We start from the raw sequence: 13,142 nt of genomic DNA, 5'->3' as shown, positions 1-13,142 counted from the left end.
GCGCTGAAGGCCGCGCTTGCCAAGGTTGAGGAGCAAATCGACCAAGCGGTCGAGCGCATCGTCGAGACGACCGTCCCGGCTGTGATGCGGGCGCTCGAAGAAAAGGTGCAGCGGCTCGAAAGCGACAAGCTGCTCCTGCGCGAAAAGATCGAGAACGGGGCCGCGCCGCAGGGGGACTTCGACCGGCGACTTAGAACGGGCCTCGCCTTCGTCGCAAGTCCTTGGAATTTATGGAGTACGGGCCGGATTGAGGACCGCCGCGCGGTGCTCAAACTCACCTTTGCCCATCGCCTTCGCTACAAGCGTGGCGAAGGTTTTAGAACGCCTGATATGACGTTGCCCTTCAGGGTCTTAGAAGATTTTTTTTGCGGTGAAAATGGAATGGCGCGCCCGAAAGGATTCGAACCTCTGACCCCCAGATTCGTAGTCTGGTGCTCTATCCAGCTGAGCTACGGGCGCGCGGTGCATCGGGAGGCGCTGTGGGCCATATCCGGTGCGGAGCGGTGTCTAGAGGGTCCGTTCGGGCTTGGCAAGCCCTGTTTCGCATACGCGCTCGGGTGACCGGGAGGCGCCGGTTCGCGGTGCCGGGTAGCCGTTTGGTGCGCGCACTATCTCCTGAAGAGACCGGAAGAATTCTGCGTATACGGACCCGCCCGCATTGGCGTAACGTGCTATGCAGGGTGAACTGAACAGCGGGCGGCGCACGGCTCGCGTGCAGGACGATGCGGGCGACGGGCATGGTTTGTATGGTCGATGCAGGCAAGGAGGCCACGGATCCGCGGCGTGATCCGCTGCTGCTCGACAACCAGCTCTGCTACGCGCTCTACGCCGCGGCTCACCGGATGACGAAATCGTATCGCCCGCTGCTCGAGCGGATCGGCCTGACGTATCCCCAGTATCTCGTGCTGCTCGTCCTCTGGGAGACGGATGGGGTCACCGTCTCGGACATCGGTCGCCGATTAAGGCTCGATTCCGGGACGCTCACGCCGGTGCTCAAGCGTCTCGAAGCCGCGGGCTTCCTGAAGCGCAACCGGCGCCAATCGGACGAACGCGAGGTCGAGATCGCACTGACGCCGCGGGGCTGGGCGTTGCGGTCCGAGGCCGCGGCGGTGCGCCAGAGCGTCATGTGCCAGCTCGACCTCAGCGAGCCCGAGGTTCAGGCCATGCGCGCCGACCTCAATCGCCTGATCGATAGTCTCAGCGTCGCGGGTTGAGAGCCCGTATGCGAGCGAGCATTGTTTTGCCGGTTAAATTTCGGTTGTGTGCGGCCTGGCATTAGGCCACATCGACGGGGCCCCTGCGCGAGCGCTCCGCCACGGATGACGATGCAGCACCAGGACCGAACTGACCCTGCTCCCGCCGACCGAGGTTCGGAACGGAGCGGCGCGCGGAGCGCTTCCCGTTCATGACGGCGACACCCACGGACAACGACCGGGAGCCGCGCCGCCAAGTCGGGGCCCTGCCCTTCCGGCGCGGCGCGGACGGTGGCGCTTCTGTCCTTCTCGTGACTTCCCGAGAAAGCCGGCGCTGGGTGATCCCGAAGGGGTGGCCTATGAAGGGACGCAAGCCCTTCGAGGCGGCTGCCCGGGAGGCCTATGAGGAAGCGGGGCTGATCGGGCACATCGGCAAGCGGCCCCTCGGTTTCTATCTCTACGAGAAGCGCCTGAAGAACCGAGATGCTGTGCTCTGCCAGGTGAAGGTTTTTCCTCTCGAGGTCCGCAAGCAGCTCAAGCACTGGCCGGAGCAGCACGAGCGGGAGATCCGCTGGTTCACGCCGTCCGAAGCGGCGGATGCGGTCATCGAGCCCGGCCTCGCGGCGATCATCCGCGCGGCGCTGAAACGGGATGGCAACAAGGACTGAGCCTCAGCGCAGCGGCGCGACGAAGCTGGCGCCGGGCGATTGCCAAGCGCGTCACGATCCGCTAATCCCCCTCGCGTCCGAACGACAGCGCCTCGCCGCACCGCCTCGGACCGGCCTGCTGCGGTAGCTCAGTGGTAGAGCACCTCATTGGTAATGAGGAGGTCGAGAGTTCAATCCTCTCTCGCAGCACCAGCTTCTTCTCATCGCGCCGCTTATTCCGGTTCCGCGCGCTTCGGCTGCCCGCCGCAGCGCCTCATGGCGCGCAGTATCGTGTCATCTCACGTCTGGCGACATCAGCCCCTGAGCCACGAGAACGCCGCTGACTGCGCTCATATGCGCTGACGGGTGACTGAGCGCAGGACTGTGTAGCGCAGCGGGTGTATGTGTGGGCCAAGCCAGATCGAATGCCTGTCGGGCAGCATAGCTCGCCTCATTGCTGGTTGTTGCACGCATCGGCACACAGTTCAGACGATCGAACGAAATTTTCGGACAATTTTCTTATTGCCTACAATTAATTCTCTCGGCGTCAATCTACCAGCGTTCTCAAAAAATCAATCGTCAGAGAGAAACCGCATCGAGTTATTAACGTGCAAGCCTCAGATTTCGAACCGGACGACATCTGAGGGTGCGGCATGTTCGTGGAGCAGCGCAAGGCTCGGCGGCACACGGTAACCCGACTTGGGGTCGTTCAGATTGATTTCTGCTCGCCGGACATCGAGTGCCTGATCTGGGATCTGTCCACCTCCGGCGCGTTGATCCAGCCATTGCAGGCGCGCGCCATTCCCAGAGAGTTCGAGCTCTGGCCCGGGACCGATACGGATCGCCGGTCGTGCCGGGTCGTGTGGGCCAGAGCAGGTCTCTTCGGAGTCACCTTCATCGCCTGATGAAGGGCCCATCATGGGTTGCCTCGGGCCGAGTTCCTTTTCAGGATGAGGACGCTTCTGTTGTACGTGAGGTTCTCCTCGAGGCTGACGGTAGCTCGATGAACGGTTGACTGAGGATGGCCGTCGGACAGGGAGCAACGATCTCTTGAGCGAGCGTGAGGACGCTGATTTTACAAGCCGAATATTTTCATCTACAGAGATCGTGGCCTGGGGAGCGTGTCTGTGTAGGAACACGCCATGACCGACATGACTCCGATCGCGGAAGATGCCGCGGCGAAGGTAGCATTTGATCTTCTGCGCGAAGCGTATCTGGATCTCGCTCAGATGCTGCTGCGTATCGAGGAGGAGCCGGCTCGGGAGTTGCTCAAGAACGTCGAGCAGCTCACCAGCCTCAAGCTGAGCTGCCTCGACCATGCAAGCCTCGCCGGAACCGCCGAGCAGGCGGCCGTCGCGATGGCTGCCCAGCCGGTCCAGGACGTCCTGCGCGCGGCGCACGCCGCCTGAGGGGCGTCGAAAGCGCCCGCATGGGCCTTTTCGGCCGGTGCGGGAGGTTCACGACACGAGTGCTGTGAGGAAGGCCGATGCCGCTGCAACGATACCTGACGGGCGAGGCGCACGTGCTTGCGGCCGATCCCAGCTACCTGCGCTTCGGGATGACGAACGGCCAGCGCGTCGTCGCCGTCGAGGTGCCCATTGCCCTCTTGCAAGACGCATTCGGTGGCACCGACGATGATCCGCTCACGTTCTACGATCGCAACCGGGATGCGATCGAGGCCGCGGCGAGCCGGGCCTATGACAGGACCGACACGCCGAACGACCGAATGGAAATGACGGCCGAGGATTTCACCCCGGCGTGACCGTCCCGAGCGGGCTTCGGCTCGGCTCGATACCGCGCGGCATGAGCGGGCGTAAGGGCCTGCCGCGCCCGGGAATGCCCGCGTGCAGGCGCCGCGAGCACGGCCTGCCGCGGGTTACTCCTCGCCTGCCTCGTCCGCCTCGACTGCGGCATCGTCGTCAGGCGGCTGCCGCGTGAGCACCGCCTGCTGCCCCGAAGGCGCCAGGCGGGAGGAGGGAACCACGATCGAGGGCGCGGCCGCAACGTCCGCCTGCGCGGGCATCATCCCGGCGCCGACGGCGACGAGCCCAGCGAGGGCGCGCAGGTCGTCGGGCTGGCGCGGATCCCGCGAGATGAGGGTCGCTTCCCGCTGGAGCCGCGCATTGCAACTCCGGGAGGCCAAGCCGCCGTCGGGGGTGCAAGCGTCGTGTCGCGCACAGGCAGCATCGAGGGCGTCGATGGGCGCGAGCGGTGCGTTGTTGCCGGGGCCGCAGTAGTTGCCATGAAGCAGGAGGGCGGGCTGCTGGGTGTCCGTGGCAGTCTGCGCCGCGGCTGGTGCGGCGATACCGAGGGCGAGGAGGAGGGGCACGGTCAGTCGGATCATGGGGTCTCAGGTCCTTGCACGCGTTATCGTCCCCCTCGGACGTTCGGAGTGCGATGGGCAGCGGACGCTGCGTCGGCACGTAGGCCGATCCGGTGCCCCGCTCACCGTCGGCCGGTCAATGTTCCGGTCCAGGGGCGGCGATCGCACTTCAGGTGCGGTAACTGGGCCGTACGGCGGGCGGTTCCGAAATGGACCGTTCACGGCGTCGGGAGATCGGGGTCGCAGGGCTCACGACGCCCGTGCTATGGCGCGCGGCGGCTTCGCTGTCCGAATGATCGCACGCAGCAGGGCTCTCTCCGGGCGACGCGGGGTCGCGGCGCAAGCATGGGCCGATTTCGCGCATGGACATGAACCCCGTCGCCGTCGCCGTGATGCTGGGCATCGGGGCCGTCTGGCTCGGCCTGCTGGTTGGCGTGCTGTACCTCGGTCATCCCGTGGGGCTCGGCAGCTTCGTCGTCCTCACGATCGCGATGTTCGTCCGCTGGGGCCGACTCGGGTGACACCTTGCGAGCCGTGCGTCGTGTCAGGCGAGCCGCATGGTGGCGATGCCGGCCACGATGATCAGGGCTGCGGCGGCACGCCCGAGGAGCAGCGGCTCGCGCAGCAGCGTGACGGAGATGAGGGTCGCAAACAGCACGCTCGTCTCCCGGGTCGCGGCCACCAGAGGGATCGGGGCGCGCGTCATTGCCCAGATCGCGATCCAGTAGGAGCCGAGCGAGAGAAGGCCGCCGACGAGGCCCGGAAGCGCCGCTCCGCGCATCAGCCTCAGCGCCGGGCGCCCCCGCCGTAGCGCCACGAACAGCACGAGTGGCAGGGCGTCAAAGACGAAGAGGGCCGCCGCGTAGGCGTGCGGATCGCCTGACGCGCGCGCACCAATGCCGTCGACGAGGGTGTAGCCGCTGATCATCGCTGCGGTGAGGCCGGCATTGACGAGCGCGCGTCCCCGCAGCGGCTCGCCGCGGCCGCGCGCGAAAGCCATCAGCGCGACGCCCCCGCAGAGGATCCCGATGCCGAGGACGGCGAGAGGCGCCACCGGCTCCCGCAACAGAATGACCGAGACGACGGTCGTCAGAAGTGGGGCGCCGCCCCGGGCGATGGGGTAGATCTGCCCCATGTCGGCGTGCCGGTAGGCTTCGGTCAGCGCGACGTAGTAGCCGAGGTGAAGGACGATCGACCCGGCAAGCCAGCCCCAGCAGGCAACGGGTGGCATGCCAAGCAACAGGAGCGCCGGCAGGGCGATGAGGCCCGCCGCGGCGGTGATCAGCGCCATGGTGAGGATCGGCTCGAGGCGCAGCTTCACCAGGGCGTTCCAGCCCGCATGCATGCCGGCCGCCGCGATAACGGCAAGGAAGATGGGAAGGCTCACCGGGGACTCGTCCGGTCGGTCCAGGGCGCAAGGAACGGGGCGAGGCTCACCGAGGCAGGCACCCGTTCGCCGGCGACTTCGATCATGAAGGCGCGTTCGTCGAGATAGGGCTGATCGACGACGCCCTCCGGCGCCCGGATGCGGCCGATCGCGACGAGGCCGCCCAGAGTCGCGCTCTCGGCGATCGAGGTTACCTCGCCGACAGGCCGATCGTCGGCGAGGATCAGCTCGCCGCCCCAGGCCATCGAGCGCTCCGGCAGCGGGGCACGCAGGTGCACCAGGCGCGCGTTGCTCGGCGTCCCTCTTGATTCGAGGGCGCGGGTCGGGCCTGCGGCGTCCTCCCGACCGCACGCCACCATCCCGCCGAGGCCCGCCTCGTAGGGCGAGACGTCCGCGCCGATGTCGCGTCCCCAGGCCGGATGCCCGGCCTCGATCCGCAGGGCGTCGACGGCGTAAGTTCCGACATCGGCGAGCCCGAATGCCGCTCCGGCCGTGAACAGGGCATCGTAGATGCCGAGCGCGAATTCGGGCGGCACGAAGAGCTCGAAGCCGTCCTCGCCGAGATAGCTGCGGCGCACGGCGAGCGCCGTGCCGTGCGCGAGGTCGATCTCGCGCGCCGCGCCCTGCGCCAGGGTGCCCGGTCGCGCGCGGCTCAAGCCGTCGAGGAGTTCGGCCGCGCGCGGGCCCGATACGGCGAGTACCGCCAGGGCGGACGTCACGTCCGTGACGGTGACCCGCGCATCGTCCGGCACGGCCCGCCGCAGCGTGTCGGCATCGCGCACCGCCTGCGCGGTGCCCCCGACGACGAGGTAGGTCTCCACGCCGAGCCGGGTGACCGTCCACTCGGTCTCGTAGCCGCCGCGGGCGTTGAGGACCGGTGCGTAACAACTCTCACCGGGTGCGATGCCGAAGTCGGCCGCGCTGAGGCTCTGCAACAGCGCCCCGGCATCACGGCCCTCGACGCGGAATTTCGCGAGGCTCGTCATGTCGACGAGCCCGACCCGCTCGCGGACGGCGCGCTGCTCCGCCAGGACCGTGTCGGCCCAGGCCCCGCGGCCGAACGTGTAGGGGAGGCCGGCTCGCGCGAATTCGGGTGCGAACACGTTGGCGCGCTCCCAGCCCATCTTCGAGCCGAACACCGCGCCCTTCGCGGCCAGGCGGTCATGGACGGGTGAGCGGCGGAAGGGCCGGGCCGTCGTCAACTCCCGGTTCGGCCACGGCATGGCGTAGTGCAGGCCCAGGGTCTCCTGCACGCGGTCGTGGAGCCAGGCCGGGTTGGCGTTGAAGCGTGCGAACCGCCGGATGTCGACGGCCCAGAGGTCGTCGGTAGGCTCGCCGGCGACGATCCATTCGGCGAGGGCCCGCCCGGCGCCTCCGCCGAGCGCGATGCCGGCCGAATTGAAGCCCGCGGCCACCCAGACGCCCGTACAATCCGGGCTCGGCCCCATCAGGAAGTTGTTGTCGGGCGTGAAGCTCTCCGGTCCGTTCAGGAAGAGCTTTACGGGCGCGGTCTCCAGCGCCGGCACGCGCTGGATCGCGTTCTCCATCAGGATCTCGAACTGGTCCCAGTCGTCCGGCAGGAGCTGGAACTCGAAGTCGTCGGGGATCCCGTCCATGCCCCACGGCTTCGCCTTCGGCTCGAAGCCGCCCATCACGAGGCCGCCGACCTCCTCCTTGAAGTAGATGTAGCCGTCCGGATCGCGCATCACTGGGAGATCCGGGAGGACGCCGGGGATCGCCTCGGTCACCACGTACATGTGCTCGGCAGCGTGGAGGGGCACCGCGACGCCGCACAGGGCCCCGACCTGCCGCGACCACTGGCCGGCCGCGATCACCACGCGCTCGCAGGCGATGCGGCCCTGGTCCGTCACCACCGCGACGGCGCGACCCCGCGCGGTCTCGATGGCGCTGACCCGCGTTTTCTCGAAGATCCGAGCCCCGCTGCGCCGCGCGCCGCGGGCGAGTGCGGCGGTGATGTCGGACGGGTTCGCCTTGCCGTCGCCGGGCAGCCACACCGCGCCGAGGAGGTCGTCGGTGCGCATCGGCGGGAACAGGCGGCCGGCCTCACCCGGGCTCAGCGGCTCGATCTCGACGCCCTGGGCGCGGGCGGTGGCGATGTTCCGGGCGAGCACCGTCATGCGCTCCGGGCTCCTGGCGACGGTCAGGGAGCCGCAGCGCTTCCAGCCCGTGGCGAGGCCGGTCTCCGCCTCGAGCCGTCCGTAGAGGTCCGTCGAGTAGCGGATCATCCGGGTCAGGCTCGCCTGCTGACGAAGCTGTCCGACGAGACCGGCCGCGTGCCAGGTGGTGCCGCCGGACAGCCGGCCCTGCTCGACCAGCACTACGTCGCGATGGCCGAGTTGGCCGAGGTGATAGGCGATCGAGGTGCCGACGATGCCGCCGCCGATGATCACCGTGCTGGCGTGACTTGGGATGGCGACGGTCATGCGCTGCACGGGCTCCGGCATCTCGGCTGCTGGGACGGTGATGCGCACCCGAGGCTGGATCGAGCCTTAGCCGAGAACCGCGTCGTTCTCAAGAAAAACCACAAAAAACCACATCAGCGGGCAACGAGGAGGTCGAGTCCCCGCCGTACCAGGGCATCCGCCATCGGCTCCGGCGGCTGAGCATCCACGATGAGGGTGGTCCCGGCGGGTATGGGGTTGAGCCGGATCGGCGTGAGCCTGCCGAACTTCGTGCTGTCCGCCACGATGCAGGGCTGGGCAGCTGCTGCCAGCATGCGGCTGCGCTGCTCGGTGGCGAGGACCGTGAAATCGGTGATGTCGCCTGCCGCCGAGAGACCACCCGCGCCCACGAAGGCGATGTCGGCGCGAAAGCGCGCCAGGGCCTCGATCGCCTCGGGACCGAAGGCGGCCTCGTCCGGCCCGTTGACCTCGCCCCCGAGCAGGTGGACTCGGATGCCCGGGACCCTGCAGAGCAGCAGCCCGACCGGCATGCTGTTGGTGCAGACGGTGAGGTATTTTCGCCCCGCGCCCGCCAGGGCCTCCGCGGCAGCGAGCGTGGTGGCGCCGGAATCCATCAGCACCACCATGCCGTCCTCGATGAGGGACGCGGCCGCACGGCCGATCGCGGCCTTGCCGGCCGGATTGTCCTCCTGCCGCTCGGCGAGAGCCGGCTCGTCGGTGCGCCGGGTGGCGCCCCCGTGCACGATGTCGAGGCGCCCGCGCTCGGCGAGGTGCTTGAGGTCGCGCCGGATGGTCTCGCGGGAGACCGCGAAGCGCAGGGCCATGGCCTCGACGCTGACGCTGCCGTCCGCCGCGATCCGGCGCAGGATCTCCTCGTGGCGGCGGACCGCGAGGGCCCGGGGCGAGGGGGCGTTCTCCGCGCTCACGCGGGCACGCCTCCGGTCTCACTCGTCAAGTCCTCGCCCGCAAGGTCGAAGACGGCGCGGATGAGGCGGAGCGACCGGCGTCGGGTCAGGCAGGCGATGGCGTGGCGGTTCACGAGCCCGGCGCCCGCGATCGGCACGGCGGCCACCCGCGTGTCCGCGCCCTGCTCCAGCGACGAGACGATCCCGATCCCGAGCCCGGCCGCCGCCGCTTCGATGACCGCCTCCCGGCTGTCGAGCTCCATCAGCACGTGCGGCGCGATCCGGGCTGCGGCGCAGGCCCGGTCGAACGTGCGGCGGGTCACCGAATTCGGCTCGCGCAGCACCATCGCGACGCGATCGAGGTGGGGGAGGGGGATCTCGGCCGCATCCGCGAGGGCGTGGCCCCGCGGCAGCACGGCGCAAATCCGGGAGACAGCGATCTCCTGGAGGTGGAGGTCCGGGTGCGGCTCCGCCTCGGTGAGAACCGCTATGCTCGCCCGCTCGGCGAGGAGCGCATCGCGGGTCTCGGCGGCGTTGCCGAGGACGAGGCCGACGACGACGCCGGGGTGCCGGGCGCGCAGACGCGCCAGCAGTGGCATCACGATGTGCGGGCTGTCCACCGCGATGTCCAGCCGGCCGGTCGCGAGTGTCCGGTTGGCCTCCAGCAGATCCTCCGCCTGCTCCACGAGTCCAAACAGCGGGCCGGTCAGCTCCGCGAGCGCGCGCCCCTGCGGCGTCAGCTCGGCGCTTCGGCCGGCGCGGCGGAACAGCACGAGGTCGTAGTGGGCCTCCAGCGCCTTGATGTGGCCGGTCACCGCCGGCTGGCTGATGCAGAGCCGGGCGGCGGCGCGGGTGAAGCTGCCCTCCCGCGAGACGGCGTCGAAGGCCCGGAGCTGGAACAGGTTCATCGCGACCGATCGGCGAGACTGATGCGTGACATCACGACAAACGATTTGATCTGATGGCTCGCCCGAACACAAGATGCGTCTCCCGGAACCGCCACGCCGAGGCAGGACGATGATGACCGCAGCGCCCGCGCCCATCCTGCTGACGCCCGGCCCGCTCACCACCTCGGAGCGGACCAAGGCCGCGATGCTGACGGACTGGGGGTCCTGGGACGGCAGCTTCAACGCCCTCACGGCGCGCCTCTGCGATGCCCTGGTGGCGGTGGCGGGCGGCACCGGCAGCCACGTCTGCGTGCCGCTCCAGGGCAGCGGAACCTTCGCGGTGGAGGCGGCGGTGGGCACGTTCGTGCCGCGCGCGGGCAAGATCCTCGTCTGCATCAACGGAGCCTACGGCAAGCGCCTCGCGAAGATCTGCGAGGCGCTCGGGCGCCCGTTCGTGACGCACGAGACCGCCGAGGACGTGCCGACCTCCGCCGGGGACGTGGCCCGCATCCTGGCGGCGGACCGCGCCATCACCCACGTCGGGCTCATCCACTGCGAAACCTCGACCGGCATCCTCAACCCGCTCGAAGAGATTGCGCAGGTCGTGGCCGAGGCCCGGCGCGGGCTCATCGTGGATGCGATGAGCTCCTTCGGAGCGCTCCCGATCGACGCGAAGCGGGTGCCCTTCGAGGCGCTGATCGCCGCGTCCGGCAAGTGCCTGGAAGGCGTGCCCGGCATGGGCTTCGTGATCGCCCGCGCCGGGGCGCTGGAGAAGGCGGCCGGCAACTGCGCCTCGCTCGCGCTCGACCTGCACGACCAGCACACCTACATGCAGCGCACCGGCCAGTGGCGCTTCACGCCGCCGACCCACGTGGTGGCGGCCCTCCACGAGGCGCTCCTCCAGTATGACGAGGCGGGCGGGCTCCCCGCCCGGCACGATCGCTACGCGGCCAATTGCGCCGCCCTGATCGGCGGCATGGAGCGCCTCGGCTTCCGCAGCTTCCTCGCGCCGGAGATCCAGGCGCCGATCATCGTGACGTTCCACGCGCCGCGGGACGGCCGCTACCGCTTCGTGGACTTCTACGAGGCCGTGCGGCGGCGCGGCTTCATCCTCTACCCCGGCAAGCTCACGCAGGTGGAGACCTTCCGGGTCGGCTGCATCGGCGCCATCACGCCGGACGACATCGACCGCGCGGTGGCGGCGGTGGCCGACGCGCTGGCCGAGTTCGGCATCGACCACATCTGACGCGGCGCCTTCCGGAGAGCGAACCCCATGGCTTATCAACCGCCGCGCCGGCTGCAGGCCGCGATCCTGGACTGGGCCGGGACGGTCGTCGATTTCGGCTCCTTCGCGCCGACCCAGATCTTCGTCGAGGCGTTCGGCGAGTTCGGGGTCCCGGTGAGCCTCGCGGAGGCGCGCGGGCCCATGGGCATGGGCAAGTGGGACCACATCCGGACCCTCCTGAACGACCCGGCCATCGCCGCCCGCTACGCCGAGCATCATGGGCGCGCGGCCACCGACGACGACGTGACCGCGATCTACGAGCGCTTCATGCCGCTGCAGATCGAGAAGATCGCCGAGCATTCCGCCGTGATCCCGGGCGCGCTCGACGCGATCGCAGCCCTGCGGGCACGCGGGCTGAAGATCGGCTCGTGCTCGGGCTACCCCGGGCGGGTGATGGAGCGGGTGGTGGCGCTCGCGAAGACCAACGGCTACGAGGCCGACCACGTGGTGGCGACGGACGCGGTTCCGAACGGCCGGCCGCACCCGGCCCAGGCGCTCGCCAACGTCATCGCGCTCGGCATCGAGGACGTCGCCGCCTGCGTGAAGGTCGACGACACGGTGCCGGGCATCCTGGAAGGGCGCCGGGCCGGCATGTGGACCGTGGCGCTCACCTGCTCGGGCAATGCGCTGGGTCTGACCTACGACGCCTTCCGGGCGACCCCGCCCGAGCGCCTGGCCGCCGAGCGCCAGCGCATCGCCGGCCTGTTCGCGGATTCGCGTCCGCACTTTCTGATCGACACGATCGCCGAGCTTCCGGGCGTCGTCGAGGACATCAACGGGCTGCTGGCCGCCGGGCGCATGCCCCAGGCCTGCTGATCCGCGCCCTTCCCGGGGCGATACCCTGCGAACCCGCTCGCTTACGGCGAGCGGGTGCGTCGCCGTGCCATGTTCTATTTCAGCGCTGATCGGAAAGACTGCACAAGAACTGATCGCACACTGCAAAAATACCGGACTTGGCAGGTGGATCTTGTATTTATACTGTCACAGTCGCGGCCCTAAAAGCGCCCGGACACGAACGGAACGGAGCGTCGACCATGAGAGCCCTCGCATTTCTCGGCACAGCCCTGGCACCGGCCCTCGGCTTGGCGCTGGCGCTTGCGGGGCCGGCGGCCGCGGCCGAGCGGACCAAGCTCACGGTCTACACGGCGCTCGAGAACGATCAGCTCGGACCGTTCAAGAGCGCCATCGAGCGGGCGGTCCCCGAGGTCGAGGTGGTCTGGGTCCGGGACTCGACGGGCGTCATCACGGCCCGGTTCCTGGCCGAGAAGGACAACCCCCGCGCCGACCTCGTGATCGGTCTCGCCGCCTCGAGCCTCCTGATGTTCGAGAAGCAGGGCCTGCTCGCGGCCTACCAGCCCAAGGGCGCGGACGCCCTCAAGGCGAGCTTCCGTGACCCGACCCCGCCCTACAGCTGGACCGGGATGGACGCGTATCTGGGCGTCGTCTGCTTCAACACGGCGGAGGCCGAGAAGGACGGCGTCAAGGCGCCGGAGCGGTGGGCCGACCTGCTGCAGCCCGCGCTCAAGGGCAAGGTGGTGATGCCCCACCCCGCCTCCTCGGGCACCGGCTACCTGATGGTGGCGGGCTGGCTGCAGGGCATGGGCGAGGAGGCCGGCTGGGCCTACATGGACAAGCTGCACGAGAACATCGCCGCCTACCTGCATTCGGGCTCGGCACCCTGCGTGCAGGCCGCGCGCGGCGAGCGCGTCGCCGGGCTCTCCCTCGACATGCGCGGCGCCTCCGAGACGACCAAGGGCGCGCCCCTCGCCGTGATCGTGCCGGCGGATGGCACCGGCTGGGACGAGGAGGCCATGGCGGTGGTGGCGACCTCCAAGCAGCCGGAGCTGGCCCGCAAGGTCGCCGACTGGGGCGCCACCAAGGCGGCGAGCGAGCTCTACGCCAAGAGCTACGCGATCGTCGCTTACCCGGGCGTGCAGAATACCCCGCCGAACTATCCGGCCAATGCCGAAGCGGCGATGATCAAGAACGACCTGGCCTGGATGGCGGACAATCGCGAGCGCATCCTGGCGGAATGGTCGCGCCGCTACGAATCGAAGGCGGCCAAGAAGTAGGCCCCGGCCGCCACGCGGCC

Annotated in this window: 14 protein-coding genes and 2 tRNA genes; 10 read left to right on the top strand and 6 right to left on the bottom strand. The window is 69.2% G+C overall.

All coding sequences use genetic code 11. The features are described 5' to 3' along the window. Window positions 1-382: 382 nt before the first annotated feature. Window positions 383-459 (bottom strand) — tRNA-Arg (locus ACLBXP_RS05720). 287 nt (window positions 460-746) lie between these two features. Between ACLBXP_RS05720 and ACLBXP_RS05715 the strand changes: the two genes are divergently transcribed. The 6 genes from ACLBXP_RS05715 to ACLBXP_RS05690 all read left to right on the top strand — a co-directional run bounded on the left by ACLBXP_RS05715 (window position 747) and on the right by ACLBXP_RS05690 (window position 3,602). Then, window positions 747-1,214: a MarR family winged helix-turn-helix transcriptional regulator gene (locus tag ACLBXP_RS05715; protein ID WP_447666607.1), complete on the top strand. Its 468-nt coding sequence runs from the start codon at window positions 747-749 to the stop codon at window positions 1,212-1,214. Window positions 1,215-1,405: 191 nt separating this feature from the next. Beyond that, entirely contained in the window at window positions 1,406-1,861 is a 456-nt protein-coding gene (locus tag ACLBXP_RS05710; RefSeq protein ID WP_447666606.1) for an NUDIX hydrolase, read from the top strand. A 117-nt stretch (window positions 1,862-1,978) separates the two neighbouring features. After that, window positions 1,979-2,053: transfer RNA gene (locus ACLBXP_RS05705), tRNA-Thr, on the top strand. A gap of 440 nt (window positions 2,054-2,493) precedes the next feature. Further along, on the top strand, window positions 2,494-2,745 hold the full coding sequence (locus ACLBXP_RS05700) for a hypothetical protein (RefSeq protein ID WP_447666605.1): 252 nt from the start codon (window positions 2,494-2,496) through the stop codon (window positions 2,743-2,745). 237 nt (window positions 2,746-2,982) lie between these two features. Next, window positions 2,983-3,249, top strand: coding sequence for a hypothetical protein (locus tag ACLBXP_RS05695; protein WP_447666604.1), 267 nt, complete (start codon window positions 2,983-2,985; stop codon window positions 3,247-3,249). A gap of 77 nt (window positions 3,250-3,326) precedes the next feature. Then, window positions 3,327-3,602 (top strand): hypothetical protein, encoded by a 276-nt coding sequence (locus tag ACLBXP_RS05690; RefSeq protein ID WP_447666603.1) that lies wholly within the window; start codon window positions 3,327-3,329, stop codon window positions 3,600-3,602. 114 nt (window positions 3,603-3,716) lie between these two features. Here the strand turns inward: ACLBXP_RS05690 and ACLBXP_RS05685 are convergent, their stop codons facing one another. Then, the gene (locus ACLBXP_RS05685; protein ID WP_447666602.1) at window positions 3,717-4,184 is read right to left on the bottom strand and encodes a hypothetical protein; all 468 of its coding nucleotides are present in this window, start codon (window positions 4,182-4,184) and stop codon (window positions 3,717-3,719) included. Window positions 4,185-4,525: 341 nt separating this feature from the next. Between ACLBXP_RS05685 and ACLBXP_RS05680 the strand changes: the two genes are divergently transcribed. Then, window positions 4,526-4,684 (top strand): hypothetical protein, encoded by a 159-nt coding sequence (locus tag ACLBXP_RS05680; protein WP_447666601.1) that lies wholly within the window; start codon window positions 4,526-4,528, stop codon window positions 4,682-4,684. Between the two features lie 23 nt (window positions 4,685-4,707). Here ACLBXP_RS05680 and ACLBXP_RS05675 read toward each other — a convergent pair whose 3' ends face one another. From ACLBXP_RS05675 to ACLBXP_RS05660, 4 genes are all read right to left on the bottom strand, one after another. Then, a complete protein-coding gene (locus ACLBXP_RS05675) occupies window positions 4,708-5,550 on the bottom strand; it encodes an EamA family transporter (protein WP_447666600.1) in 843 nt (280 codons plus the stop codon). After that, window positions 5,547-7,994, bottom strand: a complete 2,448-nt coding sequence (locus tag ACLBXP_RS05670) for a GcvT family protein (RefSeq protein ID WP_447666599.1) — start codon at window positions 7,992-7,994, stop codon at window positions 5,547-5,549. The genes ACLBXP_RS05675 and ACLBXP_RS05670 overlap by 4 nt, the downstream gene beginning before the upstream one ends. 113 nt (window positions 7,995-8,107) lie before the next feature. Beyond that, window positions 8,108-8,899, bottom strand: a complete 792-nt coding sequence (locus tag ACLBXP_RS05665; RefSeq protein ID WP_447666598.1) for a DeoR/GlpR family DNA-binding transcription regulator — start codon at window positions 8,897-8,899, stop codon at window positions 8,108-8,110. Further along, entirely contained in the window at window positions 8,896-9,786 is an 891-nt protein-coding gene (locus tag ACLBXP_RS05660; protein WP_447666597.1) for a LysR substrate-binding domain-containing protein, read from the bottom strand. Before ACLBXP_RS05660 ends, ACLBXP_RS05665 begins: the two co-directional genes overlap by 4 nt. 109 nt (window positions 9,787-9,895) lie before the next feature. Between ACLBXP_RS05660 and ACLBXP_RS05655 the strand changes: the two genes are divergently transcribed. From ACLBXP_RS05655 to ACLBXP_RS05645, 3 genes are all read left to right on the top strand, one after another. After that, window positions 9,896-11,011 carry a 2-aminoethylphosphonate--pyruvate transaminase gene (locus ACLBXP_RS05655; protein WP_447666596.1) on the top strand — a complete coding sequence of 372 codons (1,116 nt, stop codon included), beginning with the start codon at window positions 9,896-9,898 and terminating at the stop codon, window positions 11,009-11,011. Window positions 11,012-11,038: 27 nt separating this feature from the next. Next, window positions 11,039-11,866 (top strand): phosphonoacetaldehyde hydrolase, encoded by an 828-nt coding sequence (gene phnX / locus ACLBXP_RS05650; RefSeq protein WP_447666595.1) that lies wholly within the window; start codon window positions 11,039-11,041, stop codon window positions 11,864-11,866. Window positions 11,867-12,084: 218 nt separating this feature from the next. Next, on the top strand, window positions 12,085-13,122 hold the full coding sequence (locus ACLBXP_RS05645) for a putative 2-aminoethylphosphonate ABC transporter substrate-binding protein (RefSeq protein WP_447666594.1): 1,038 nt from the start codon (window positions 12,085-12,087) through the stop codon (window positions 13,120-13,122). Window positions 13,123-13,142: the final 20 nt, after the last annotated feature.

The sequence above is a fragment of the Methylobacterium sp. A54F genome, from assembly GCF_053346035.1.
This window is presented reverse-complemented; position numbering and strand designations above follow the sequence as displayed.